The sequence below is a fragment of the Cellulosilyticum sp. genome, assembly GCF_982396655.1.
On sequence record NZ_CEVXFV010000009.1, the window covers coordinates 81,321 to 107,701 of the forward strand.

At 35.4% G+C, this 26,381-nt stretch carries 20 protein-coding genes and 1 pseudogene; 16 read left to right on the plus strand and 5 right to left on the minus strand.

All coding sequences use genetic code 11. The features are described 5' to 3' along the window. Positions 1–376 precede the first annotated feature (376 nt). From galE to AC1VAQ_RS06010, 14 genes are all read left to right on the plus strand, one after another. Positions 377–1,381 (plus strand): UDP-glucose 4-epimerase GalE, encoded by a 1,005-nt coding sequence (galE, locus tag AC1VAQ_RS05945; RefSeq protein ID WP_302598867.1) that lies wholly within the window; start codon positions 377–379, stop codon positions 1,379–1,381. Between the two features lie 135 nt (positions 1,382–1,516). Continuing rightward, positions 1,517–2,398 (plus strand): glycosyltransferase family 2 protein, encoded by an 882-nt coding sequence (locus AC1VAQ_RS05950; RefSeq protein WP_479903619.1) that lies wholly within the window; start codon positions 1,517–1,519, stop codon positions 2,396–2,398. A 57-nt stretch (positions 2,399–2,455) separates the two neighbouring features. Next, positions 2,456–3,373 (plus strand): diacylglycerol/lipid kinase family protein, encoded by a 918-nt coding sequence (locus tag AC1VAQ_RS05955; protein ID WP_302598865.1) that lies wholly within the window; start codon positions 2,456–2,458, stop codon positions 3,371–3,373. A gap of 666 nt (positions 3,374–4,039) precedes the next feature. Next, entirely contained in the window at positions 4,040–4,378 is a 339-nt protein-coding gene (locus AC1VAQ_RS05960; protein WP_302598864.1) for a hypothetical protein, read from the plus strand. Between the two features lie 1,158 nt (positions 4,379–5,536). Further along, on the plus strand, positions 5,537–5,731 hold the full coding sequence (locus AC1VAQ_RS05965; protein ID WP_302598863.1) for a DUF1659 domain-containing protein: 195 nt from the start codon (positions 5,537–5,539) through the stop codon (positions 5,729–5,731). 44 nt (positions 5,732–5,775) lie between these two features. Next, positions 5,776–6,000 (plus strand): DUF2922 domain-containing protein, encoded by a 225-nt coding sequence (locus AC1VAQ_RS05970; protein ID WP_302598862.1) that lies wholly within the window; start codon positions 5,776–5,778, stop codon positions 5,998–6,000. A gap of 237 nt (positions 6,001–6,237) precedes the next feature. Continuing rightward, complete coding sequence (locus AC1VAQ_RS05975) at positions 6,238–8,244, plus strand: S-layer homology domain-containing protein (RefSeq protein ID WP_479903620.1); 2,007 nt, start codon at positions 6,238–6,240, stop codon at positions 8,242–8,244. 99 nt (positions 8,245–8,343) lie between these two features. Beyond that, the gene (locus tag AC1VAQ_RS05980) at positions 8,344–9,228 is read left to right on the plus strand and encodes a LysM peptidoglycan-binding domain-containing protein (RefSeq protein ID WP_302598859.1); all 885 of its coding nucleotides are present in this window, start codon (positions 8,344–8,346) and stop codon (positions 9,226–9,228) included. Between the two features lie 77 nt (positions 9,229–9,305). Then, the gene (locus AC1VAQ_RS05985) at positions 9,306–9,995 is read left to right on the plus strand and encodes a response regulator (protein ID WP_302598857.1); all 690 of its coding nucleotides are present in this window, start codon (positions 9,306–9,308) and stop codon (positions 9,993–9,995) included. Between the two features lie 4 nt (positions 9,996–9,999). Beyond that, positions 10,000–11,787: an ATP-binding protein gene (locus AC1VAQ_RS05990; protein ID WP_302598856.1), complete on the plus strand. Its 1,788-nt coding sequence runs from the start codon at positions 10,000–10,002 to the stop codon at positions 11,785–11,787. Between the two features lie 119 nt (positions 11,788–11,906). Then, on the plus strand, positions 11,907–12,455 hold the full coding sequence (locus AC1VAQ_RS05995; protein ID WP_479903621.1) for a hypothetical protein: 549 nt from the start codon (positions 11,907–11,909) through the stop codon (positions 12,453–12,455). A gap of 13 nt (positions 12,456–12,468) precedes the next feature. Then, positions 12,469–13,887, plus strand: a complete 1,419-nt coding sequence (locus AC1VAQ_RS06000) for a hypothetical protein (RefSeq protein WP_479903622.1) — start codon at positions 12,469–12,471, stop codon at positions 13,885–13,887. A 10-nt stretch (positions 13,888–13,897) separates the two neighbouring features. After that, entirely contained in the window at positions 13,898–14,785 is an 888-nt protein-coding gene (locus AC1VAQ_RS06005; protein WP_302597698.1) for a hypothetical protein, read from the plus strand. A 101-nt stretch (positions 14,786–14,886) separates the two neighbouring features. Further along, a complete protein-coding gene (locus AC1VAQ_RS06010) occupies positions 14,887–16,146 on the plus strand; it encodes a UDP-N-acetylglucosamine 1-carboxyvinyltransferase (RefSeq protein WP_302597697.1) in 1,260 nt (419 codons plus the stop codon). 128 nt (positions 16,147–16,274) lie between these two features. Here the strand turns inward: AC1VAQ_RS06010 and AC1VAQ_RS06015 are convergent, their stop codons facing one another. Together AC1VAQ_RS06015 and AC1VAQ_RS06020 are read right to left on the minus strand one after the other, a co-directional pair. Then, positions 16,275–16,427, minus strand: coding sequence for a hypothetical protein (locus AC1VAQ_RS06015; protein WP_303244298.1), 153 nt, complete (start codon positions 16,425–16,427; stop codon positions 16,275–16,277). A 420-nt stretch (positions 16,428–16,847) separates the two neighbouring features. Further along, positions 16,848–18,932, minus strand: coding sequence for a methyl-accepting chemotaxis protein (locus AC1VAQ_RS06020; protein ID WP_303244366.1), 2,085 nt, complete (start codon positions 18,930–18,932; stop codon positions 16,848–16,850). 322 nt (positions 18,933–19,254) lie between these two features. Here AC1VAQ_RS06020 and AC1VAQ_RS06025 point away from each other — a divergent pair, with 322 nt between their 5' ends. Then, positions 19,255–21,609, plus strand: a complete 2,355-nt coding sequence (locus AC1VAQ_RS06025) for an ATP-dependent DNA helicase (RefSeq protein ID WP_302597689.1) — start codon at positions 19,255–19,257, stop codon at positions 21,607–21,609. A gap of 41 nt (positions 21,610–21,650) precedes the next feature. On the opposite strand, the gene asnB is transcribed toward AC1VAQ_RS06025, so the two are convergent. From asnB to AC1VAQ_RS06040, 3 genes and pseudogenes are all read right to left on the minus strand, one after another. Continuing rightward, entirely contained in the window at positions 21,651–23,489 is a 1,839-nt protein-coding gene (gene asnB / locus AC1VAQ_RS06030) for an asparagine synthase (glutamine-hydrolyzing) (protein ID WP_302597688.1), read from the minus strand. 185 nt (positions 23,490–23,674) lie between these two features. Continuing rightward, positions 23,675–25,358 (minus strand): annotated as a pseudogene (locus AC1VAQ_RS06035) (ammonium transporter). 198 nt (positions 25,359–25,556) lie between these two features. Continuing rightward, positions 25,557–25,943: a hypothetical protein gene (locus tag AC1VAQ_RS06040; protein WP_302597684.1), complete on the minus strand. Its 387-nt coding sequence runs from the start codon at positions 25,941–25,943 to the stop codon at positions 25,557–25,559. Positions 25,944–26,069: 126 nt separating this feature from the next. Between AC1VAQ_RS06040 and AC1VAQ_RS06045 the strand changes: the two genes are divergently transcribed. After that, positions 26,070–26,381, plus strand: a 312-nt coding sequence (locus AC1VAQ_RS06045) for a hypothetical protein (protein WP_479903623.1), incomplete at its 3' end; no start/stop codon positions are given.

The window sequence follows — 26,381 nt, forward strand, 5'->3', positions numbered from 1 at the left end:
TTATAGATTTCACATTTATAACTTTTAGTTATTCATAATTTTTAGTAATGTGAAATCATTGAGAGAAACCTATTTACGTTGGTTTCTCTATATAGATTTATAGAAACCCTTTTGCATGTAAAATTCTACCATTTATCTAAATCTTTTACAAGATATGTAATAATCCATAGGCAGTTTATCGTTTTAACATGAAAATTAGAGACCTGTCCCCAAGTATTTATACCCCAAGTATTTGTCTCAAAATATGGTAGTGGGGTGGAAGATTATATGTGGTGAATCCGAAAGATTGGAAGTATTGTTAATTGTAGTTTAAAAAAGAAAAGTGATATAATATTTAACGGAGATAAAATATTATGGCGTGATGGGAGATGTAAATATGGCAATACTAGTGACTGGTGGTATGGGGTATATCGGTAGCCATACTGTTGTTGAACTTTTAGATAAAGGTGAAGAGGTTATTATTGTTGATAACCTTAGTAATTCGAGTATAGATGTATTAGATAAGATTGCTGCAATTACAGGCGTGAGACCTACGTTTTATGAGGTGGACTTATTAGATAAAGAAAAACTTGAATTTGTATTTAAGGAGCATCATATTGAGTCCGTGATTCACTTTGCAGGGCTTAAAGCTGTAGGTGAATCGGTGCAAATACCGCTTACATATTATCATAACAATATTACAGGCACATTAATCTTATGTGAGTTAATGGATAAGTACAACTGTAGAAACCTTGTATTTTCTTCATCTGCAACAGTATATGGGATGAATAATGAGGCGCCATTTGAGGAGACAATGCCACTTTCTACAACGAATCCTTATGGGGCAACTAAGCTTATGATTGAGGATATTTTACGTGACCTTTATAAATCAAATCATGAGTGGCACATTGTACTTTTAAGATACTTTAATCCAATTGGTGCACATGAAAGTGGTTTATTAGGAGAAAATCCAAAGGGAATTCCAAATAATCTTTTACCATATGTCATGCAAGTCGCTGTAGGTAAATTAGAGTGCTTAAGCGTTTATGGTGATGACTATGATACAAAGGATGGAACGGGTGTACGTGATTATATTCATGTGGTGGATTTAGCTAAAGGACATCTTTCAGCACTAGAATATGCAAGAGAGCATGCGGGTGCAGAGGCGATTAATCTGGGAACAGGAAATGGTTACAGTGTACTTGAAGTTGTTAAAGCCTTTGAGGAAGCAAGTGCCACACATGTTAATTATCGTATTGCACCAAGGCGAGCTGGAGATATTGCAACATGCTATGCAGATGCCAGCAAAGCTAAAAGGTTATTAAACTGGGAAGCCCAAAAAACGATTGATGAAATGTGTGCTGATAGTTGGAGATTTATAGAAAAGTTATCGCATCAATAGATGAAAAAATCGAGGTTCTTTAGAGAAGATGAAGCTGTCTTCTCTAGAGGACTTTTAGTTTTTTACTTGAAGGTTGAGGTTTTTTTGATATAATAAACTTTATTATAAGACTAAAATAGAGACGGAGAAGATAGGATGAAGTTATCCATTATTATAGTGAACTACAATACGTATAAGCTCACTAAACAAACAATTGAAGCTGTTATTAGTCAAGAAGTAAGTTTTAAATATGAAATAATATTAGTAGACAATGCTTCAACAGATGGAAGTATTCAAAACCTTCAAGAAGACTTTGAGGAAATTATTGCAGAAGAGAAGTTGAGAGTCTTTAGAAACGGACAAAACTTAGGATTTGCTAAGGCTAACAATCAAGGTATGAGAGCAGCTAAAGGTTTATATATATTATTACTCAATTCAGATACGGTGGTAGGACCGAACTGCCTTGAAAAATGTGTCGTGCAAATTGAGAGTGATAATAAAATTGGAGCATTAGGGTGTAAGGTAGTTTTACCAGATGGGAAACTTGATCATGCGTGTAAGCGTGGCTATCCGACACCGCGAGCGTCTCTTTATTATTTCTTAGGACTTGATAAAAAAGACCCTATTAAGTATGGACAATACGATGCGCTTTATTTAGATGAGGATGAAGTAGGTGAAGTAGATGCCTTAATGGGAGCCTTTATGATGATGCCTAAAGCTGTACTTGATAAAGTAGGGTTATTAGATGAAGACTTCTTTATGTATGGTGAAGACATAGATTTATGCTTTAGAATAAAAGAGACGGGACTACGTATTTTATATTACCCAGAGGTGTATATTACACATTATAAGGGTGGTAGTTCAAAGAAAAGAAGAAACAAAGTTATCTACGACTTCCACAATGCAATGTGGATATTTTATAAAAAACATTACTATGATAAATATAATATGTGGATAACCGGTTTAGTTTATGCAGGTATATGGTTGAAGTATGCATTAGAGATTTGTAAAAATTTCTTTAGGGGAATCTTACATTAAAACTTTATAATAAACGACTAAACTTAAGACAAAATTAGAGTGGAGAGAGTTGGGAATATGAAAAAAGAAGCGATATTACTTTACAATCCAAAGGCAGGACATAGAACAATCAAGTTTCAAATTGATTTAATTGCCCAGCAGTTACAAGAGTTAGGTTATGGCTTAAGGCTCTTTAGAAGTGCAAAGCCTGGTGATATTAAGGAATATATCATTGAGCATATTACAACAGACAATACAGATCTCATACTCATCGCTGGAGGAGATGGGACTGTTAATGAATGTATTACAGGGATGGGCATTAAAGACATAGATATTCCTATCTTAATCCTACCAGTAGGTACAGCGAATGATTTTGCTAATTCAGCAGGTATTCCATGTAAAATACAAGATACACTTAACTTAATTAAAGAAGATAACTTAAAGTATATTGATATTGGCAAAGTAAACGATAAGTATTTCGTTAATGTATGTAATATGGGACTCTTTAGTGGCGTATCGCATACAGTAGATTTAGAAATGAAAAAACGCTTTGGTAGATTAGCTTATTACTTTAAGGGATTTGAAGAAGTACAAAACTATCAGGCAATGGATATGACGATTACTACAGATCATGGCGTTCTAAATGAAAAGTATATTCTTGTACTTGTCTTTAATGGGAAAGGTGCAGGCGGTATGCTTAAGCTTGCTAAAGATGCGGACATTAGGGATGGTAAGTTTAATTTAGTTTGCATTAAAGATGTAGGCTTCTTTGAAGTACCAGGATTATTCCTTAAAGTATTACAAGGAGAACATTTAGACGATAGTCGTATAGATTACTTTACTTCATCTCAAGCTAAGATTGAGTGCCATAATCAAGATGCAAATGGTACGCACTTTGTAACGGATGTGGATGGTGAAGAAGGACCAGCATTTCCACTCAATATTGAGGTAATAGAAGATAAATTCCGAGTTTACTTGCCTGTAGGAGATGAGTAGGAGAAGGGCCGGTGAGTTTTAGTACCATGTCTGGCTGCACCTTACGTAATTTGTGATGCTCTAAGCTTATGAAATAAAGCAACGCTAAAACCGCTTTAATTCACTTCGCTAAGAGCATCAACAAATTACTCCGGAGAGGCAGACCAGCCATGGTGCTAAAACTCACCTCTTCTTCTAATCACTGGAGCTTCAGGCAAAACTCTACATTGCGTTTAAAGCGTTTAAAGTGAATTAAGTTTGCTTGAAGAGAAGTGGCGTAGCGCTCGTTGCACTGCGCTGTTGGAACGGCAATGGTTAGATAAAGGAATCGGGTGTACTTGAGATAAAGTAAATAATATAAAGTAGAATATGAGATAGATTAAATAAGAAGACATATTAGTTAAAGCTAGTATGGCTTCTTATTTTTTGTGTATGAGGAAATACTTTAGGCTCATGTGGGTGGGTGATGTGTTTCTTCATAAAGTTGTTAAAGTTAGCATAAAGTGAGGTTAAAGTGTAAAAATTTTCAAAAAAGTACTTGATTTTGGAAAAAATATCCTGTATAACATGATTATAACCTTTGCTTGTGGTAAAAAAAGTAAAAAGGGAATGCTAGTGAATTACAAATACATATATAAGATAGATGGAATGCAGAAATACAAACGATAAAAGTTTGGAGGGATACATATGTTGTGGGAGATGCTATATTGTGTAGTATTTTTTATATTACCTTTAGTAGGGATGTTTACAGCTATTGCTGTGAAGGCTTTTGGAAATAGTAATAATGAAGAAGTTGAGTTAGAGGAAGTTGTAGATCGCATTGTAGGAGGTAACAATGATATAAGAGTTGCTGTTGGTGGCGCTAGAGCAAGAGAAAGATATTACTATGAGAGTAGGATGCGGCCGTGTGAAGGTTTTGAGCAGGGGGCATTGGTGATAGATTTTTATGCCTATAGAGAATTGGGAGTCATTAAAATCTTAAAAAGAAGGATGTATGCTAGGGATGGTCCTGGAGACACGAGTTAAGGATAGGAACATATTTACATAGATGAGGAGTATGAGGGCAGCTAGAAGGCAGAAAAGAAATAGAAAAGAAATAGAAAACAGAAGGATAGTAAAGTATAAAAAGTTAAGAATGATGTGAGTCAAGAATGATGTGGGTTGTCGGATAGGGTGACTTGGAGACGTACACTAGAGATGATGAGTAATGAGAGGGCCTGCGATAGAGGCCAAAGAGAGTGAGACGTACTGAAGGCACTCTGGATGACTTAGGGTATGTAGTCAGAAAGAAGAGGTAAGTAGTAATAAATGTAGGGTTGTAAAAGCGTGGGTGTATAAGGTATAAGTGCGTAGGTATATAGGTATATAGGTATATAGGGATGTAGTATGAGGCCTGTGGAGGGGCTGTTGATAATAATAGTGAGGAGAGAGGGAAAATTGTGAGAGGTAAATAGGAAAAGTAGAGAGGCTATAAAAGTAACGAGGATATGTCATTAGCGCAATGTAACTAATGCGTAGTAACGCGACTAGACTATAGATATAAACTATTATGTTTGCTTTATAAATGATTATGTAGCCCATTTTGCATAGGCAAATGGCGGCAGTGTACCGCCCTAGAAGAGGGTTTGACGATAACATTTGTAGATTAAATGAGTAGCTTATAAATTGGCGGCTATAGTGTAGGAAGGTGAAGTCAGAGGTGCAAAGTGCTGATGAAGAATTCAGATGTAAGGAAGAAGAAACCTAGTAGACCGTCTAGGTATGTGAGAGGAATAAGTGAGGTAAAAACAGTTTTCTGTAATTATGGGAAAGCGGAGCCCGTGTAGGTTGCAGAAGGCTAGGTGAGTTTATGAGACGTGATAAGTCATAGTAGGAAAGGAGGAAGAGTTTTAAAATCCCTTTAATTGAAAATAAATAACCATAGCGAAGGTTTACGCAGGGCCATTTTATAAATGATACGGCATTTATAAAATGGCCTATTTTTTAACGTTGAAGAAGTAAGTATTTCCCGGAAAATGTTTATAAAATGAATGTTTTGTAGAAAAAGATACAAAGAAATCATAGGAATAACTAGATTTTATAGATGTGAAATCTATAGAAGAAAAAGATTATAAAAAATTTTAAAAAATATATAGGGAAAGTTTTTTTGAAGGACATATATAAGGGTGTAAGGAGGTGATAAAGATGGCAATCACAACAGAACTTAAAGGAATTAAGTTAGTGCTTGATCTAGAAAAAGGTTCTCAAACTATTCCAAACTGCAATCCATCTGCAACAGATGAAAGCTTAAACGCTTTAGGCAAAGCAGTTGCTGGTTTAGTACAGTCTCCTGTGGAAGCAATCGTTAAGGTTGAAGAAACAGTACTTATTGAGGAGTAATCTAGAAGGAGCAGCAAAATCTTAAATGAAAGGAGGTCATAAATATGGCTGAGATTACAAAGAAAAATCTTGTGTTATCTTTTAATACACCAGCAGGTGCAACACTTAAACTAACAATCAATACACCAAATGAATCACTTACATCTGAAGAAATCAGCAAAGCTATGGATGCAATTGTTGATGCAAGAGCTTTTGGTGAAGAGCAAGTTGTAGCTACTAAGGAAGAAGCTAAATATGTTATCCAAGAAGTAGAAGCAATTGAACTCTAAGATTTAGTCAGAAGAGTTGATTGATGCAAAATGGAAATAATTTCATTATATATGGAACTAATCATGAGAAGGAGTCGTCTATATTCAATAGACGACTCCTTTTTATCATGCCTCTTATTGTATTTTCAATGAGTTTAGACTAGAATAGAGATAAGATGTGACTAGAATGTAAATAAAAAAGGAAGTTTTCATAAATAGAAATCAAGAAACTGATATAAAAAGAAAAGGGGACAAATAATGAGTAGAAAAATTATGAGCAAATGGCTTATGATCTTAGGACTTAGCGCGATATATACAGTTAATACTTTTGCAGCAACAATAAGTGATGTACCAAGTTCACATTGGGCATACAATTCGATTGTAGATATTGAAGAGAGAGGATTCATGTCATTAAATAGTGCAGGAAACTTCTTCCCAAGTGCTACAATGAACTACTTTGAGGTAGCAGATGTTATGGCAAAAGCTACAGGCTATGTAGATGTTGAAGTCAATAAGAATGTAGATGAGACATTTAAAAAGCAAATCATTGCCAACTATGAAAAACAAAAACCAACCCTAGAAGCGTATGCGAAAAAGTATAGTGCTTGGGATAAATTATATGACCAACAAGTAGCTTATCTTTTAGGTAGAGGTTATATTTCTACAAGTGACTTAGATAGCTTTGTAACATCATCAGGTAAACAAACAATGACTAAACAAGATTTAGCTGTTTTAATTGTAAGATTCTTAGGTAAAGAAACAACAGCTAAAAATACATATAAATCAACTGGTTTTGCAGATGAAAGCAGTATTAAAGAAGCAAATAGACCACACGTAGCTTACCTTAAGAGTTTAGGACTTATTAATGGGACAGGAAACTTTGAACCAAATACAAAGGTAACAAAAGCATTATGTGCAAAAATGTTTAGTGATGCAGCTATTTATAAAGAAAAGTCAAATGGAACAACAGGTAATTCTAACAATACAAATAATAATACAAATGCAGCAAGTGAACAGGTTACTATTAAAAAAGTATTGACTAAAAATGCAAATGAATATTATGTATCATTAGTAAGAGGAAATAATACATCTTACTATACAATTAAAAATACAGTACAAGTTTTAGATGCAAATGGAAAAGCTATCAATATCCTAGATGTGCCAGCAGAAACAAAAGCAACAGTTACAATTGCTCTAGAAAATAGTACAGAATATATTACAAGCATGCGTTTAGTAGGCGATGCAACAAATAGTACAGATAACTCAGAGACAACAGGCTCAGATACAAATACAACACTTCAGACAGTTTCAGGTACGCTTGTTGAGCCAAGTAGCAATGGCATTATGCGTATCGCACTAGCTGATGGTACAATTAAAGTGTACATTTTAGATGCAAACAATGTTACTTTCTTAAATGGTGTAGTAGCTTCAGCTGATGATATTGCAGTGGGTGATAAAGTAACACTTACGCTACAAGGAAATTCTGCGCTTAAAGTACAAGCTACAAGTTCGACGACAGGTAGTACAGGTGGAAGTAACAATAACGGTACAAATACAGGCGTATCAGCTGTAAATAGTGGTGAAGTTATAAGTAAAACATTTACAACTAAAGGCTATGTTTTTACAGTGAAAAATGGTAGTACAGAAATGGATATTACAGTACCTTCAACAGCTAAAATCACAAGAAATAACAAAAGCAGTGAAATTGTAGACATTAGAGTAGGTGATACATTAGCTTTCACAAAAACAAATGGTGTTGTAACGGCTGTGCAAGCAACTGGTGTTAAGAAAACAGTAGAGGGAACATTAAATGCCTTTACATTATCTGCAAATCCAACGCTTACAATTAAAACATCAGCAGGGCTTGAAACTTATCATGTAGGTACAGATGCAGAATTTTATGATCAAAAAACTAGAAAGTATATTACACTTAGAGAACTTCACTTAGGTCAAAGCTTAGAGGTTGTTTTAGATAGTAAAGAAGCTATTTCTGTAGATGTGGTATCAAACAATGGCTATGCCAACTATAAAGCAACAATTAGTGAAGTAGGTTCAGGTTATAGCTATATTGATGTAGTTGTAGATTATGACCCAATCTCAGGAGGCAGCCAAGTACCAAAACGCATTTATACACCAGTAGATTTAACAATCACATTAAATGGAAAAGTACAAAGTAGAAGTGTGCTTAGAGAAGGTATGGAGCTTGTAATAACATATGAATATTTAGATGATACAGCACCACAAAAAATTCTTATTTTAGAATAAAGACTTTAGGAAAGTGTAAAGTTTCAAATTAAAACAACGTAGGGGTGGCATGGAAAAGTGTGTCACCCTTACGTCATTATTAAAGAAAGGAAAATGAATATGCTAGACAGAGGGCGAAGAAGCAAAAAGGTTATCAAAATATCAGATCGCAGAAGAAAAGGTCATACAGTACGAGTAGACAACCATATGATACGAATAGCAGTTGCCGTAGGAATTGTAATAGGAATTTTATTAACCTTCATGCCAAATGCATATCAAATTACTATAGATGGCACCGTAGTTGGGGCAATTAAAGATAAAAAGGTCATAGAACATGCAAAGGAGACTGTAGAAGCACAGTTAAAAAGTGAATATGGCACAAATATACAGTTTGAAGATGATCTTGTTTTAAAAAGATATAAAGCAAATAAAAAAGATTATATCCAACCAGAATACCTTGTAAGTTATATGCGTAATTCTATGGGGATACTAATAGAATTTAAGGAAATCCTTGTAGATGGTGAATCTGTGGGGATTGTAGCTACAGATAAAGAAGTCGAAGCGTTAAAAGCGGCGCTTAAAGAAAAATATTATGGTGATAGTGATGTAGAGGTGGAGTTTGGCAAAGATGTAAAGATTGTAAATACATTTGCTAAAGAAAGTGACCTTACAAGCATTGAAAGACTTGTAGAGATTTGTAGTGCAACGACACCGAAATCTGTGACTTATACTGTGAAATCTGGGGATACATTATACGGTATAGCCCTATCTCTGGGGATAACTGTAGATAATCTTAAAAGTGCAAATCCACAGATGAATGATAAAACTGTACTTAGTATAGGCGATGAACTAAATGCCAACATTTATGAACCGCTTTTACCACTAAGAATAGTAGAAAAACAGAAAACAGAGGCACAAGGTGGAAATAAGGCGACTCAAACAGAGGCAGGAAATCAAGCTGAAAGTAGTGAGTCAAATACAAGTAAAACAAATACAAATAGCTAGTGACATATAATGATTTTATATAGGCAAATCTGTATAGGCAGAAATAATTTGATAATATACAATAGGGGGATTATGAAATGCAAAAAATCGCAGTAATTGAAGATGAAAAGACAATCTCGGACATTATTAAGTACAACCTAGAAAAAGAGGGATATGAAGTTCATGTGGCTTATGATGGAGAGGAAGGCTTAAGGCTTATTAATAAAGTAGACCCAGACCTTATTATGTTAGATATTATGATGCCTAAGCTTGATGGGCTTGAAGTATGTAAAACTGTAAGACAAACTAAAAATACGCCAATTATTATGCTGACAGCAAGGGCAGATGAAATTGACAAGGTACTAGGTTTAGAATTAGGTGCAGATGACTATATTACAAAGCCATTTGGAATGCGTGAATTAATCGCAAGAGTTAAAGCAAACCTTAGAAGAGTAAGTAGTAAGTCAATTGCAGCAGAAAATAGTAGTGATATTTTAATAGAAGATAATCTAACAATGGACCTTTCTAAATATGAAGTTTCTAAAGAAGGCAATGTAATAGATTTAACGCTTAGAGAATTTGAACTTCTTAAATTCTTATGGCTAGAAAAAGGTAAGGTCTTTTCAAGAGAAACACTTTTAGAAAAGGTTTGGGGTTATGAGTATTATGGAGATGTAAGAACAGTAGACGTAACCATTAGAAGACTTAGAGAAAAAATAGAAGATGATGCATCAAAGGCTAGTTTTGTATTAACTAAGAGGGGTGTGGGCTACTATTTTAAAGGATAAGGAAATGAAACTTAGTATACAAGCAAAGATTGTAATGATTTATTTATGTACGATTGTTATTATCATGCTAATCAGCGGAACTTTCATTGTTTATTCAACAGAGCAGCGTGACTACAAACAGGTTCAAAGTGAGATGGAGCAGCTCACAGATTCCATCGCTACCAGATATGAATGGAATCAGAAACAAGATGACATTGATGAGATGCTAAAAGAGTATCTCAATTTAACAAATGGTAAAAGTAAGATTTACCGATTGGATGCTACAGGAAAGGTAGAATGGGGAACAAGTAATGCAATCCCAGAAGGCGAAACAGTATCACAAGAAGTGGTTATTCGTGCGATTAATACAAAAGAATTTGCAATGGCATCAGTGAATCACTTTGGAGGTATTTTAAGCGGTCGCAAAGAAACAGATTGTGCAAGACCTATTTTAAATGCACAAGGAGACAGCATTATAGCCATTATCTATGTTGTATCAGATATTACTCAAATCTATGATAATATGGAACGTATTATGGGAACAATCGCAACGAGTTTAGTTGCTTCTATGTTCATTATGATTGTTTTCGGTGTATTTTTCTCAAAAATGATTACAGCGCCAATCAAAGCATTAACAGTAAGCGCGAAGAAGCTGGCAAAGGGAAATTCCATTACGCGTATTCCAGTAGAGGCAAATGATGAAATCGGTGAGCTCACTCAAAGTTTCAATTACATGGCAAGCCAACTGAGTAATACGATGGAAGTCATTACTAGTGAGAAGAACAAGTTAGAGAAAATCTTCGAACATATGGCAGATGGTGTGATGGCCTTTAATAGACAAGGGATGCTAATCCATGTGAACTCTGTATGTTATGATATGATTGGGGTCTTAAATATGGGCCACCGTTTTAATGCGATCTTTGAGAACATTGATGCAGAGATGGATTTTGAAAGACTTTTATTAGGTGAGGCGAATAATACTTTAGAAAAGTTGGTTGTTGTAAATGGGAAATATTTAAATATGCATTTTGATGTGTATCTCAATGCGAAGCAGGAACCAGATGGACTAGTTGTAGTCATTCAGGATGTTACCAAACAGCAAAAGCTAGATGAAATGCGAAAAGAATTTGTGGCCAATGTGTCCCATGAACTTAGAACACCACTGACGACAGTTAAGAGCTATACAGAAACTTTAATAGATGGTGCCATTGAAGAAAAAGAGATGGCCCTTCATTTCTTAAATGTTATGGATAAAGAAACAGACCGCATGACAGCACTTGTACATGACTTATTAGAACTTTCACGTATTGATAATAGACAGATTCAGCTTAATTTAGCAGAAATAGATATGAAGGCGCTAGTAGATGAAGTATTAGAGGCACAAATCATACATATTGATAAAAATGGTCATAAGTTAGTTTATAAAGTAGATGAGACTCAGGAATATTATATTTATGGTGATAGCACAAGAATTAAGCAAGTGCTTCATAATATCATGTCTAACGCCATAAAATATAGTATTGACCCAGGCACAATCACTGTTTCACTTAGAAAAGAAAAAGCACGAATTATTGTAGAAGTAGCAGATACAGGTATTGGGATACCCGCATCGGATCTCGCACGTATATTTGAGCGTTTTTACCGTGTAGATAAGGCGAGGTCTAGAAAGCTAGGTGGTACAGGACTTGGTTTATCTATTGCAAAAGAATTAGTTGAACTACATGGCGGCAATATTCGTATTGATAGTGAAATAGGAAAAGGAACAGTTGTTACATTAAATTTTCTTGATTATGATGCACCACTAAATAACTAGTAACATGTGTAAAAAAAACGTTATTATGATGTAATGCATTTGTAATATATATCTTATATAATGTAAGTGTAATAAATTATCTATTAAAAAAATGTTGTTAGAAAGGGGGATTCGTAACTATGAAGTGTATTAGAAAAGTCATTGTGCTACTCATGCTAAGCTTAATTGGTGTATTTGGTACAACAATTTATGCAGCGGAAGGAAACGAAGGCTCTAATGTAGTTGTTAAGTCAGAACAGAAGGATGGCAAAACCATTGAGTATTTGGCAAGCGAAGATGGGTACATCTCTCGAATCACCCAGCCTAATAAAATTAATATGACAACTTTCGAAAGTAAAATTAATTTAATGGGTGAAGCCTCATCTCAAGGAACAGAAATCACAATAGAGATTTATAATACAAAGACAATCACTAAAGCAGGCAAGAGCGAAACTGTATTTAAGAGTGAACCTACTTATACTTATAAACTTGGCAAAGTAGGCACAACTTGTACTTTCAACCAAATCTTAGATTTAGTTGTAAGTGACAATAAAATCGTCGTGAAGTATACAGATGCTACAGGCAAAGTAAATGATGAAATGGCATTTTATATTACACGTGAGTCAGAAGAAAGTAAACAGCAAATTAAAAATTACGTTGTTTTTCAAAGTGTAAAAATATCTCAATAAATAAGGTGAGACGATGAGAAGTAATATACTTAAAGTATTTGTTTTAGGTATACTCATTGTAGGGTGCATATGGCAAACAACGATATTATGGCTTGGCGATCTGTCAAGCCATAATTTTTTACAACAAACTGAGTCTATGCATCATATAATAGTTCAACCTAAGGCAATATGGGTAAATGTAGGCAGCTTAGCCTATAATATCCAAGAGGTGAAAAGTGAATATGAAACAAGGTTAACAGATGAGTTTACTGAGCAGCTTAAGGGACAGGAAATTAAACTAGAGGTAGATAAAAGTTTGACCTTTGAAGATGCATTTAATAAGCGTGGCATTATTTACGAGTATGGGACATATCTTACTTTAGATGAGATTGTGGGTATGGAAGTCACTAAATCGGCAGGAGAAATACGTATTAATAATATTTTAGTAGACTTAAGTGACTACAATGAACATAAGACCTATCTCTATTTAATAGGTAGGGAATCTGACCCAATTTACAAAGTGACACTTTCAAGTAAGTTGGAGGCACACTATAGGGTATTGAAGAATGTTGATTTAGATAACAATGAAATCACATATCAGCCAAGTAATACATGGACAACAACGACTAAAGAATACATCCAAGGTAATGTTTTTTTACCTAATATTAGTACCAGTACACCAATGATTTATGAACAGCTTGTGCTTACGAATAATGTACAACAAGATACAATGGAGGAAACTAAAAACAGACTTTCAAACTATGTCAATACGTTCTTCTCCAATCCGCTTGTTAAAGAAGTAGAAAGTGCAGGAGATGGCAGTATCATTTATCGTGAAGGACAGAAAACAAGTGTCAGATATAATCCAGTGGGAACATTGGAATTTAGTATCGCGACGGCCACAGAAGCAGACCGCTTATCAAGTGTGGAAAAGATGGTCGCTGTGAATTCGTTTGTGGAAAAGAGTCCAAGCATTCCAAGATCTATTAAGCAGGGGCTTTACTTAAGTAACATTATAGAGCAAAAGGGAAAAGGTGAAACGACTTATCAGTTCGATTATCAGTATGAGGGCATGAGTGTACTTCTAACGGAGCGTTTTAAAGATGAGCTTGGTATCAATGCGATGCTGGAATTAGTCGTAAAAAATAATCAGATTGTTAAAGGAAAGTGGCTTTTACTAGACATTGAGGTAGACACTGAAGGGGCGCAGAAGAAAGGCGAACTGACAAAGAGCTTCAATAGTGTGATTGATGATGTTTATAAAGGACAGAAATTACAAGATTTAAGGTGTAGTTACATTATTAACAGCATGAATGAACCGATTACATTTAACTGGGTAATAACATATAGTAGTGAAGCAGATTTATCAGATAATAATACTGATAATGAAAGTAATAACATAAAGGGCAATATTACGACTGGTAATAGTGTCAATGCAAGCGTTAAAGAATAGGGGTGAGGAGATGAATGGTAGAAAGATATTAAATGAACTCATTGCTATTTTTATATTTTTAAATGTAGCGCTATTTACTTTTAATGTAATCAAGACTGTGGCTAATTATAGATTAAGTGAAGCACGTATTAATAATGTTATTTACGCATTAGAACAAAAGCAAATTTATTTAGAAACAAAGCTTCCAAGGAATTTTGGACCTAAAGAGCAGGCAACTTTAAGTGACCTTTTAGGAAGTAGCACAACAGTAGAAAGATATGACTTAGTAAGTGCTTTATTTGGCGCTAAAAATGGGAATATTACTGTATCTAAGGATAGTAATGAGCCAGATGTTATTATTCATAAGTTTCAAGATGAAGCTTTAGAATTTAGTAGAAATACAATTACATATACAAATAGTAGTGTCCCTGATAAGGGAACGCAGAAGATTAGCATTCAAAATGCAAAAAAGGTGTGTAAGGCATTTATAAAACGGTTAAACTATAGTAAAGTTTTTGAAAATTCAGACATACAATATAGTGAAGTAGAAAATTGTCTAGAAATGACATTTTTTGAAAGACATAAAGGATTACCAGTGTTTGATACCTATATTACTTTTGAAATCGTAGATGGCCAGATTAAAAAGGCAACAATGAAGCTTGGTAAAATAAGTAAGCTAGAAGGAGAAGTAGGCAAAAAAACTATTTACCCAATAGACTTAGTACTATTTGGCATAGATGATGATTTAGAAGTAGAAAAGCCAATTTATATTACAAATATTACACTAGGTTATAAAACGATAAATCAAAAAAATATAGCCCTTTTAGGCGCACAACTTATACCCGTGTATAAAATAGAGTTCAAAGGTTTAAATAATCCTATATATGTGAATGCTTATACTAATAAACGAATAGAATAATATTAGTAGAATAAGCTTTTTATTTAAGGTGTTTAATGATATAATACAATGTGGTATAGAGCGTAATGTTTTGTTTAAATAATTATTAAGAGGTGTTAAGGTTGAGCGAGTTGTATATAAATGGTGGCAAACGCCTAGTTGGAGAAGTAACTATTAATGGAGCTAAAAATGCAGCAGTTGCTATTTTACCAGCAGCTCTTTTAGTAGATGGAATAAGTGAAATTGAAAATTTACCATATATAGATGATGTACAAAAGTTAACGAGAGCTATGGAGGACTTAGGTGCAGTAACTACATTAGAGGATAAACATACTTTAAAAGTAGATGGCTCTACTTTATTTAATCATAGAGCAGTTAATGATTATGTAGGACATATCAGGGCTTCTTATTATTTAATAGGAGCTTTATTAGGGCGCTTCAAAAAAGCTGAAGTAGCTATGCCTGGTGGTTGTGATTTTGGCGGCAGACCAATCGATCAACATATCAAAGGATTTGAGGCACTTGGTGCAACAGTTGTAGTAGAAGATGGTGTCATTAAAGCACATGCGGACAAATTAATTGGGACAGACATTTACTTAGATGTAGTAAGTGTAGGTGCAACAATTAATGTCATGCTTGCAGCAACACTTGCTGAAGGTACAACAATTATTGAAAATGCAGCAAAAGAACCTCACGTAGTAGATGTGGCAAACTTCTTAAATATGATGGGTGCTAGTATCAAAGGTGCAGGTACAGATGTTATTCGTATTAAGGGTGTAGAACGTTTAAGTGGCGGCAGATACTCTACAATCCCAGATCAAATAGAAGCTGGTACTTATATGATGGCAGCAGCTATTACAGGTGGGGATGTATACGTACGTAATATCATTCCAGAACATATGTATTCTGTAAGTTTAAAAATGATGGAGATGGGTATCACTATCGAAGAAGGTGATGACTACATTCGTGTAGTAGCACCACAAAAGCTAAAGGCAACAAATATAAAAACATTACCTCATCCAGGGTTCCCTACAGATTTACAACCTCAAATGGCTACACTTTTGAGCATTGCTGAAGGAACAAGCACAATTATCGAAGGTGTATGGGACAATCGCTTCCAATACATTGATGAACTTAAGAAAACAGGAGCCGAGATTACAGTAGAAGGACGCACAGCTACTGTAACCGGAGTAAAAGCACTTCATGGTGCAGAAGTAAAAGCAACAGACTTACGTGCTGGCGCGGCATTAGTTTTAGCAGGTCTAAGAGCATCAGATGGTAATCCAATGATTATCAGCAACGTTAAATTCATCGACCGCGGCTACGAAGCCCTCGAAGAAAAGCTCACAGCCCTAGGCGCAGATATCGTTCGTAAGAACTAATTATAATTTATTAAAACAAAAGAGCATCATAACAGATATAAAAAAGCTACAGATGATAACACCTCAAAGGTTTATTTCTGTAGCTTTTTTATATCTGTTATCCAAGCATAAGCTTATGCTATACCATTTTATTTTTCAGGTGGTGTATTGCGAGATACCCATTGATTATTAGTAGCTGTCTTTTGCGCTTTATCATGAAAGTACTTAGTACCTTCTGTACTTTGATAAGGATTTTGTCCCACCCATTCATTATCAGTAGCAGATTTCTTTGCTTTATCCATAAGTATTGCCTCCTTTTATGTCCACAAACATTATAAATCTATTATCCCACCAACAAATAAAAAAATACTGGCATATAAAGCCAGTATTTTTTTATTTGTTGGTAAATCAAGCAGAAAATATTAGCTTTATGCTGACCCATAAAGAAAACACTTACAACTGTAACTGCCCTAAGCTTTTGCAAGGCAGAACTCTTGCATAAAGAAAGTTTAAAATTAACACCCGGATTAGTCTGTATATGGAGCAATTTGATGAAACACTTAACGAAGGGGAATGAAGCGGTGTTAGCGGTGCTGTTTGAACGGAGCGTAGCGCAGTGAGTTCACCGCGTTGCTTTGTTCACCAAGTTTAGCGTTTCACAAATTGCGTAGTCAGCAGCTAAGGAGGGCGTTAATTTTAAACTGAGCTCTTACGTAAGAACCCTACTCCAGTGTAAATTTACCCACAATATCTTCTAATACTTCCACACACTTCATATTTGTAGTAGCAAGTGCATTGGTTTGAGTGGTTGTACGTACCATATCACTTGTTTTTTCGGCGATATCCATGACACCTTTGCTAGCTTCTGTGATTGTGGCATTAATGCCTTGAATAGATTCATTAATTTGCATCGTAGTTGTAGAAAGTGTATTAATAGCTTCAAAGATTTGTGACATATGACTTTGAAAGGCGTTAGCATCATTGGCATATTGTTTGCTGACATTCATGAAATCCTCATAGTCACTAAGTACAACATTTTCTAAGAAGTCACTAGTATCCATTAAGCAGTTAGACATATTAGAGAAGGCGTCATGTACTTCTGTAATAATGCTGCTGATATCACTGACAGCTTTGCTAGTTTGAGAAGCTAGGGTAGAGATTTCAGTAGCAACTACAGCAAAACCTTTACCGGCATCACCGGCGCGAGCAGCTTCAATAGAAGCATTAAGTGCAAGTAGGCTTGTTTGAGAAGAAATACTCGTAATGGTATTGGTAAGTGCATTTATTTTTTCAACGGCCTGAGCTTTTTCAATAGCAAGGGCTGTTTTATCTTTTACACTAGTATAAACATCAGCCGTTTTATTTGTAGCAGAAGCTGTTTTATCATAAAGCGCATTGGCACGATTTAAGACTTCTTCTGAAAGTTCATTACCAGTACGTGAGAGTGTACTGATGGCAGTTGTATTTTGATTAATAAGTTGTGTGTTATCACTAATTGTTTCAGTGGTGGCAGCAGTTTCTTCCATACCAGCAGCTAGCTCTTCAGATGTGGCAGAGTTGTCCATGCAGTTTGTATTGACGTGCTCAATAGCAGAAGAAAGTGAATTCATATTATTTGTAAGCGTAGTACAAGAGGTATTCATATTCTTAACAATATCACGAAGCGCTTCACGCATGGTATGAACAGCGCGTGCCATATCGCCTGTTTCATCTCGCAAGGTATAGAGACTATTACTATCATGTGTTGGCCTGAAGTCAAAGTGAGCAGTCTTTTCGATGATGGCAGTAAGTTTAGTGATAGGGCCTGTAATACGTTTACTTAGGAAGAAGCTTAAGATAAATGAGATAATGACAGCGAGTACACTAACGAGTAGAAGTTTTAAGGTGAGGTAAGTAGAACTTGCATAAATCTCAGAATTAGGCGCTGTTAAGACTAACTTCATACCATTATTAAGTCTTGTATAAGTCATACTTTTAGATTGGTGACTATATGTATAATTAGAAATAATGTTTTGGGCATTTTCATCATTTAATATGTCTAGAAGTTGTGTAAGAGAGAGGTCTTCTAAATTAGTATTAGGGTCTAAATCTTTGTGATATAAAATGTTGTTATTGGCATCAGTAAGAAAGGCATAACCGGAATTGTAGAGCGTAGTTGAAGAAAGGATATCTTGAACTGTTTTAAAATCAATATCCATACCAACAACACCAATAGAAGTGCCATCTTTAAAAATGGGGACAACATAAGAAATCATATATGTATTAAGGTTTGCATTCATATAAGGATTCATCCAAGTAGCGGCTTTGTTTTGAGTGGGAATATAGTACCAGCCGACATGCTCTGTATCGCTAGGATCATAAGTACTAAAATCTGTAGGCGTGGAAGTTTCAAAATTGCTATTTGTATCAGAACGCACTAAGAATAAACCAGATGTTGGCTGTGTAAATTCTGGATTAAAACGAACATAAACACTTAATGCACCAGTAGTATGTGTTCCAAAATCAATGGCAATGTTTGTAAGTTCATCTGTGTAGTGATTAACATAAGTTGTACTCCGCTTAAAGATATTTACATCAGTTAAGCTATCTTCAGCTATAAGTGCCAGGGTGTCTACAGATTGTTCGATTCGAGAGATAAGGGTGTTGATTTCGTCGCCTTTGTTGCCACAGGTGAGTTGCATAAATTGATTGGAGTTAGTGGTAGCAATTTGCGTGGCATCAAAAATACTAATTGACCCAATGATGAGAGAGGTAAGGATACTACCGATGACAAAGATAAAGATAATTTTTGCCTTTAATGACTTCATTATAGAGACCTCCTTGTATAATATAATAAATTCACGGAACTTCTAGCCTTATATTTCAAGGCTTTTCATTTCGATTATTTTAAAGATTATTTGATTTGAAAAACTACTATTTAGAAAATAATGAATTATTAAAATTATACCATATAAGGGCATAATTATCTATATCATAAAGCATTTAGATTTTGGACAAATTAGGAAGCCAAAAGAAAAATACTTATAGTTTTTAAGGTCTTTTTTGCCAGTATAAGTTGAAATGCGTATAATGTTATTAGCGCATTGTGTAAACTACATAATAAACAAGAGAAAAAGGCGGTGAGAAGGCATGCGTATTTTAGAAGGCTTAGTGAAGATTTCTGTAAGAGAGCTTGTGGAATTTGTTTTAAGGCAAGGGAGCATCAATGCATCAGCCATTAGTAGCAGTAATAGAGCTGTACTTGGAACGTTGGCACATAAAAAGATTCAAAAAAGCATGGAAGCCAATTATGAAGCAGAGGTTAGACTTGTTCATGAATGTGAAATAGAGGGAATCGTTTATGTTGTAGAAGGTCGGGCAGATGGGATTATCAAAGATTTGGTAAGTGTGACCATAGATGAAATAAAGACGACAACGACAAGCCTTGATCAAATTGATGAAAACTATAACCACTTACACTGGGCACAAGCAAAATGCTATGCTTATTTTTATGCGAAGCAAAATGACTTGCCAGAAATGCAAGTAAGGCTCACTTATTACAATATCGACACCAAAGAAATTAAAAACCTTCAACGCAGCTTTTTCTTCTCAGAATTAGAAGCCTTCTTTACCCAGATTATTCAAAAATACAACAAATGGATTAAGTTCTATATGGCATGGACGAAGGAGAGGGACAGGTCTCTAAAATTGGTGGCGTTTCCTTTTGAGAATTATCGGGAGGGGCAGAGAGCCTTAGCGGTGAGTGTGTATAAAAGTATTCAAAAGGGCGAAAGATTATATGCTAGTGCACCAACGGGAATTGGAAAGACCATTTCCACGTTGTTCCCTTCCTTAAAGGCTATGGGGGAAGGGTATGGCACGAAAATCTTTTATCTAACGGCGAAGACGATTACAAGAACGGTGGCAGAACAGGCGGCGCATTTACTTTATAATAATGGGGCGAAGGTGAAGGTTGTAACGCTAACGGCTAAAGATAAAATTTGTTTTATGGAGAAGACGCAGTGCAATCCGGAGTATTGTCCTTATGCAAATGGGCATTTTGATAGAGTGGATGATGCGGTATATGAGATTATTAATCAGAGTGATTTATGGAATCGTGGTCAGATAGAGGAGCTAGCTAAGAAATATCAGGTATGTCCCTTTGAACTATCATTGGACTTATCGGTGTGGGCAGATATAGTGATTTGTGACTATAACTATATGTTTGACCCAACAGTAGGACTTAAACGCTTTTTAGATCATAGTGATTTCATTATATTAGTGGATGAGGCACATAATTTAGTGGATAGGGCGCGCGAGATGTATTCAGCTAGTTTGTCGAAGCGTCAGTGTCTGCAAGTAAAGAAGACATTAGGCAAACAGTTTCCAACCATTAGTAAAGAACTTAACAAGATTAATGAGTATATGTTAGACCTTCGTAAGGATTATATTGAAATGACTGGCAGTTATATTAGTAAGGAAGCACCTAAAAAGCTTTATACAATTCTTAGAAAATTTATAGGTGCAGTAGATAAGAAATTACAACAAGGACAAGCTGGAGATATGCCTAAGGAACTTATTGACTTTTACTTTGAAGCTTTTCAGTTTAATAAAATATATGAGTTTTTTGATGATCATTATGTGACTTATGGCGAAACAAATGGTCATGAGGTGATGATGAAAATGTACTGCATTGACCCTTCGGCAGCAATTGAAACGGTGATTGAGTCTGCTCAAAGTGTGATATTCTTCTCGGCCACATTACTTCCTATTGATTATTATCAGTATATGCTAGGTGGCGGTGAAGATAAAGCGATTGCCTTGCCATCACCTTTTGAAGAGAAGCATGCGCTTAAGATGGTAGCAACTGATGTAGCCACAAGATACCGCGTAAGAGAGAGTAGTTATAGTAAAATTAGTGCTTATATCGATGCCATGGTGAAAACTAAGGTAGGACATTATATGGTATTCTTTCCTTCTTATAAATATATGTTAGATGTGTACGAGGCTATGGCAGAAATCCAAAAGGATTATGAGGTGTATATTCAGGAAAACAATATGGATGAAGAAGCGAGAGAAGCTTTCCTTCAAAGGTTTGTACCAAATCCGGATAAAACTACAGTAAACTTCTGCGTTTTAGGCGGGATTTTTTCAGAAGGCATTGATTTAACAGAAGATCGTTTAATAGGTGTAATGATTGTGGGTGTAGGCTTACCACAGATAGGATTAGAGCGCGATTTGATTAAGAATTATTTCGATGAACTAGGCAAGGATGGCTATCATTATGCCTATACGTATCCTGGTATGAATAAGGTGCTTCAAGCTATTGGCAGGCTTGTACGTACAGAGAAGGATAGAGGTATTATCTTGTTAATGGACGAACGGTTTACAAGTCCATTTTATGAAAGTCTTTTTCCACCAGAGTTAAGCCAGAAATACTATATTAATTATAGACAGTTGCCACAGGTAACAAAGCTTATAAATGATTTCTGGGAACAAACATAATATTAAAAAGCCTGTCACGAGTTCGCGGCAGGCTTTTAGTGTTATACCAATTTTACCTTATAGGTTTCAAGCCATATATTAAGCTGAACGAGATAAGCCATAAGTTGTGGGCCTGTCATAAGTTGGCCAAACCAAGGCCTTGTATAAGCTGCACCTTTGGTATTTAAAAGTTCCGTGGCAAAAGTATGATCGATAATATCGAAGAGTGGTGCATTAGGATTCTTTAAAACTTCAGCTAACATTTGGCATACAAAGTCTGTGTAAACTGGATTATGAGTTTTAGGGTACGGACTCTTTTTACGATAGATAATATCATCTGGTAAGATACCTTGAAGACATTTACGAAGTAATCCTTTTTCACGTCCCTCATAAAACATATAGTCTATAGGAAGGTTGAAAGCATATTCTACAAGTCTATAATCCGCAAAAGGTACACGAACTTCTAGGCTATTAGACATACTCATACGATCCTTTCTATTAAGAAGATTAACCATAAACCATTTGATATTAAGGTAGAAGAGCTCACGCATACGGTGAACATTGGCTGGTTCATTAGGTAGATGTGGTACACGTTTTAAACTATCTAGATAGTTTTCATTAACCATATCTGTAATAGGCAATGTTTTAAATTCATCAGAGAGAAGCTTGCGACGACTTCGGACAAAGTTAGACCAAGGGAATGTATTTAGATTCATGAGTTCAGGTCTAGTATACCAAGGATAACCGCCAAAGATTTCATCGGCACATTCACCAGAGAGAGCGATTACGAAGTCTTTGCGAATTTCTTTACAGAAGAGGAAGAGAGAAGAGTCGATATCTGCCATACCAGGCAAATCCCTAGCGATAACGGCATCCTTTAAGGCCATTGCTAAATCTTCATGTTTAATGGTAAATATTCTTTGATTGCTATGAATGAATTCAGCCATCTCATGTGCCCAGTAAGGATCAGAGGTAGGCTCAAAACTGGTAGGCTTGAAGAACTTGGAGTTGTCTTCGTATTCAAGAGAGTAGGTTGTAAGCACCTTGTTTTGTTTTTTGTAGGCGTTAGCAGCAACAGCTGAGATAGCAGAGGAATCTAAACCGCCAGACAAAAAGGTACAAAGAGGCATATCACCTACAAGTTGTCTTTCAATAGCATCTATTAATAAACTACGTAAATGGTCAGTAGCTTCTTCTAAAGTTTCATGATTTTCTTCTGGCTTAAGCGTCCAATATTCCTTAATGGAGATTTGATCAGGCGTGATGATAGCAAGATGGGCAGGTGGCACTTCTTTAATTTCCTTAAAGACGGCACTACCTGGTTTGACTGCAGGGCCAAGAGCAAAGATTTCTGTGAGGCCCTCTTTATCTAAGATAGGTTCTACATAAGGATGGGCAAGAACGGTTTTGATTTCTGAACCGAAAATAAAGGAAGAACCTTTAATACTATAGAAGAGAGGTTTAACACCTAAAGGATCACGTACTAATAAAATGCGTTGTTCCTTTTCATCATAAACTGCAAATGCAAAAATACCATTGAGCTTACTTACACAATCTATTCCCCAGCACATATAAGCTGTAAGAAGAACTTCTGTATCAGAGTAAGAATCGAAGGTATAGCCTTTTTCTAAAAGTTCTTTTCGAATGTCTTCTGTGTTGTAGAGTTCCCCATTATAAACGAGGGTGTAGTGGAAGTTACCCTGCATTTTTGTCATTGGTTGGAGGCCGCCATTAGGGTCTACAACAATAAGTCTTCGGTGACCAAGGAGAACATGGGTAGTAGTATGATAACCATGCTGGTCAGGGCCCCTCAGCTTTAAGGTATCTGTCATGGCTTCTATAATAGAAACTTCATTAGTAAGGTCTTTTTGAAAATCAATCCATCCGGCAAAACCACACATTAAAGAAGCACCTTCTTTCTACATATATGTAATATATATATTACACATATGTTGCATATATGAGCCCACAAAGAGGAGGCAATAAGCCTCCTCTTTAGTATATGGGTTAGGAAAAAATTTAGAACACATATTTACGCTATGACTTTTAGAAGAAAGAGCTAAAGTCATGCATATAGAAATATATATTATAGGGCTTTAACCCCTTCTTCACCAGTACGGATTTTAATAACATTTTGAACAGGGTAGATGAAGATTTTACCATCACCAATTTTTCCTGTGTTCAGTATACGTTTAGCTGTATCAACAACAAGTTGAACAGGGACTTCGCATACACAAATCTCGATTTTAACTTTAGGTAATAAATCGATAGTGAGTTCATTACCACGATAAACCTCTGTTTTACCTTTTTGATTACCACAACCAAGTACTTGATAAACTGTCATACCAGTGATGCCAATTTCATTTAAGGCATCTTTGAGTTCATCAAACTTACTTTGTCTCGTGATAATATCAATTTTAGTAATAGGTGTTGTTTCCATAAAGCGCTACCATTACATAAAGCATTTATAATTTTTATAGAAGCTTTATGCCCTTTCTTTTTTAGTTTTATAGTTATTTAATAAATTAACCTTTGATTTGGAAATCAGCATAACTGCTTGCAAGTCCATGCTCGCAAGAGTCGAGTCCTTGAACTTCTTCTTCCTCAGAAACACGAAGTCCAATTGTAGCTTTAATAATGTAGAAGATAATAGTGATACAAACAATTGTCCAAACAGCTACAGCGATAATACCAAGGAGTTGTGTGCCAAGAAGTTTGAAACTGCCTGTGTAGAATAAACCATTTGTTGTATCAAAAAGACCAACACAAATTGTACCTACCACACCGCAACCACAGTGAACACCGATAGCACCAACTGGATCATCAATTTTAAGTTTTTTATCAACAAGTTCAACAATGAAGAATACTGTAAACCCTGCAATGATACCGATGAAGAAAGCACCAGAAATACTTACAACATCACAACCAGCTGTAATAGCTACAAGGCCAGCAAGGGCGCCATTTAGAGACATAGAAACATCAGGTTTTTTGTATTTAATCCAGCTGATGAACATTGTTGTAATAGCAGCTACTGCAGCAGCCATGTTAGTTGTCATGAATACAAGGCCGTTTTGCTCTGTAGCCATACCAGAAAGCGAAGAACCAGGATTAAATCCAAACCATCCAAGCCAAAGAATGAATACACCAAGTGCACCAAGTGTTAAGCTATGCCCTGGAATAGCGTTAATCTTGCCATTTTTACCGTATTTGCCAATACGTGGTCCAAGAATCTTAGCACCAACCAAAGCACACCAACCCCCAATAGAGTGAACAACAGTAGAACCAGCGTAATCATGGAAGCCAAGATTAGCAAGCCAACCACCACCCCAAATCCAGTGACCAGCAACAGGATAAATGAAGGCTGAAATACAGAAACTATAGATAAGGTAAGCTGAGAATTTAGTACGTTCAGCCATAGCACCTGAAACAATAGTTGCCGCTGTTGCACAGAAGACAGTTTGCCATATAATAAATGTATTCATATCAAGATTCATCCATTCTTTAAGTGAAGAAAAATCACCTTTACAAAGAAGTGTAGGCGTACCGATGAAACCACCAATACTATCACCAAACATAAGAGAGAAACCTAAAATCCAAAATATAATAGATCCTACGACGAAATCCATAAGGTTTTTCATAATAATGTTTCCAGCGTTTTTAGCTCTTGTAAAACCTGTTTCAACCATACAGAACCCAGCCTGCATGAAAAATACTAAACATGTACCAAGTAATACCCATACAGTATTAATTGCTAATTCGTAATTCTCCATAAAAAACCCCCCTAAAAAGTTAATATATCTTTTTAAATAAATGGTTAATGAGCCTAGGCCTATAAGTTCATTACAATTCGGTAAAAATAAAAAGAGGCCTATACATACACAGATGTGCACATATAGACCTCTTTGTCTAAATTGTCGAATTTATTTATTGATTTATAATACTATATTAAATATAAAATAAGTGTTTTGTCAATAGTTTTTTGAAAAGTCATCTTCTGCAGTGGGTTTTTCAGTGATACATTCATCAGTATTATCAGGTGTATAAGAAATATGAATATGATTTAGAAGAGAAAGATCGTGTTTTTTATCTGTTAGTTTATATTTATATTCAAATAAAGCAGTTTCATCAGGCGCTAAGTTACCAAGTTCTAGGGTACATAAATCTTTATCACAACACAATGTGCCACGTTCCCTAATAATTGTTTGTTCTACAAGCGGAAAATCTGTGGTATCAATATTAAGTTTGAGATCATTAATAAATTGATTGGAAGTATTAGTGATTTTAATTTGATTTTTTTGTAGTAAGCCTTCGCCAGTATCGATAGTAGTTTCTTGGATATTTAAGAAATTAGGCATTTACTCACCCCCTAATTTAGTATATGCAAGGCACAAGTGTTGTATTTTATAGAGTAGGAGGGTATGATTTTTAAACTTTTCCGACTAGGTAATGACGTAGTACCAGTAGTTTTATAAAAAAAGGAGGTGAAACACCTCCTATATAAATTATTTTCTACAGCAACAGGTTCTACAAGGATTGTATTTGTATTGTTTGTTATCACAGTTGTAAGAAGATTTCTTGCAGCAGTCACAATTAGAGTCATAAGAAGATTTCTTACAGCAATCACGATCAGGATTGTAAGAATTTTTCTTGCAGCAGTCGCAATCAGGATTGTAAGAATTTTTCTTGCAGCAATCACAATCAGAGTTGTAAGAAGGTTTCTTGCAGCAGTTACAATCGGAGTTGTAAGAAGATTTCTTGCAGCAGTCACAATTAGAGTCATAAGAAGATTTCTT

What these genes read in the sequence shown, in the direction of transcription:
- AC1VAQ_RS05980 (WP_302598859.1), top strand. Translation starts at nt 8,344, where the DNA reads ATGCTAGACAGAGGGCGAAGAAGCAAAAAGGTTATCAAAATATCAGAT.
- AC1VAQ_RS05990 (WP_302598856.1), top strand. Translation starts at nt 10,000, where the DNA reads ATGAAACTTAGTATACAAGCAAAGATTGTAATGATTTATTTATGTACG.
- AC1VAQ_RS06020 (WP_303244366.1), bottom strand. Translation starts at nt 18,932, where the DNA reads ATGAAGTCATTAAAGGCAAAAATTATCTTTATCTTTGTCATCGGTAGT.
- AC1VAQ_RS06005 (WP_302597698.1), top strand. Translation starts at nt 13,898, where the DNA reads ATGAATGGTAGAAAGATATTAAATGAACTCATTGCTATTTTTATATTT.
- AC1VAQ_RS05965 (WP_302598863.1), top strand. Translation starts at nt 5,537, where the DNA reads ATGGCAATCACAACAGAACTTAAAGGAATTAAGTTAGTGCTTGATCTA.
- AC1VAQ_RS06000 (WP_479903622.1), top strand. Translation starts at nt 12,469, where the DNA reads ATGAGAAGTAATATACTTAAAGTATTTGTTTTAGGTATACTCATTGTA.
- asnB (WP_302597688.1), bottom strand. Translation starts at nt 23,489, where the DNA reads ATGTGTGGTTTTGCCGGATGGATTGATTTTCAAAAAGACCTTACTAAT.
- AC1VAQ_RS06040 (WP_302597684.1), bottom strand. Translation starts at nt 25,943, where the DNA reads ATGCCTAATTTCTTAAATATCCAAGAAACTACTATCGATACTGGCGAA.
- AC1VAQ_RS05970 (WP_302598862.1), top strand. Translation starts at nt 5,776, where the DNA reads ATGGCTGAGATTACAAAGAAAAATCTTGTGTTATCTTTTAATACACCA.
- AC1VAQ_RS05985 (WP_302598857.1), top strand. Translation starts at nt 9,306, where the DNA reads ATGCAAAAAATCGCAGTAATTGAAGATGAAAAGACAATCTCGGACATT.
- AC1VAQ_RS05950 (WP_479903619.1), top strand. Translation starts at nt 1,517, where the DNA reads ATGAAGTTATCCATTATTATAGTGAACTACAATACGTATAAGCTCACT.
- galE (WP_302598867.1), top strand. Translation starts at nt 377, where the DNA reads ATGGCAATACTAGTGACTGGTGGTATGGGGTATATCGGTAGCCATACT.
- AC1VAQ_RS05995 (WP_479903621.1), top strand. Translation starts at nt 11,907, where the DNA reads ATGAAGTGTATTAGAAAAGTCATTGTGCTACTCATGCTAAGCTTAATT.
- AC1VAQ_RS06025 (WP_302597689.1), top strand. Translation starts at nt 19,255, where the DNA reads ATGCGTATTTTAGAAGGCTTAGTGAAGATTTCTGTAAGAGAGCTTGTG.
- AC1VAQ_RS05975 (WP_479903620.1), top strand. Translation starts at nt 6,238, where the DNA reads ATGAGTAGAAAAATTATGAGCAAATGGCTTATGATCTTAGGACTTAGC.
- AC1VAQ_RS06015 (WP_303244298.1), bottom strand. Translation starts at nt 16,427, where the DNA reads ATGGATAAAGCAAAGAAATCTGCTACTGATAATGAATGGGTGGGACAA.
- AC1VAQ_RS05955 (WP_302598865.1), top strand. Translation starts at nt 2,456, where the DNA reads ATGAAAAAAGAAGCGATATTACTTTACAATCCAAAGGCAGGACATAGA.
- AC1VAQ_RS05960 (WP_302598864.1), top strand. Translation starts at nt 4,040, where the DNA reads ATGTTGTGGGAGATGCTATATTGTGTAGTATTTTTTATATTACCTTTA.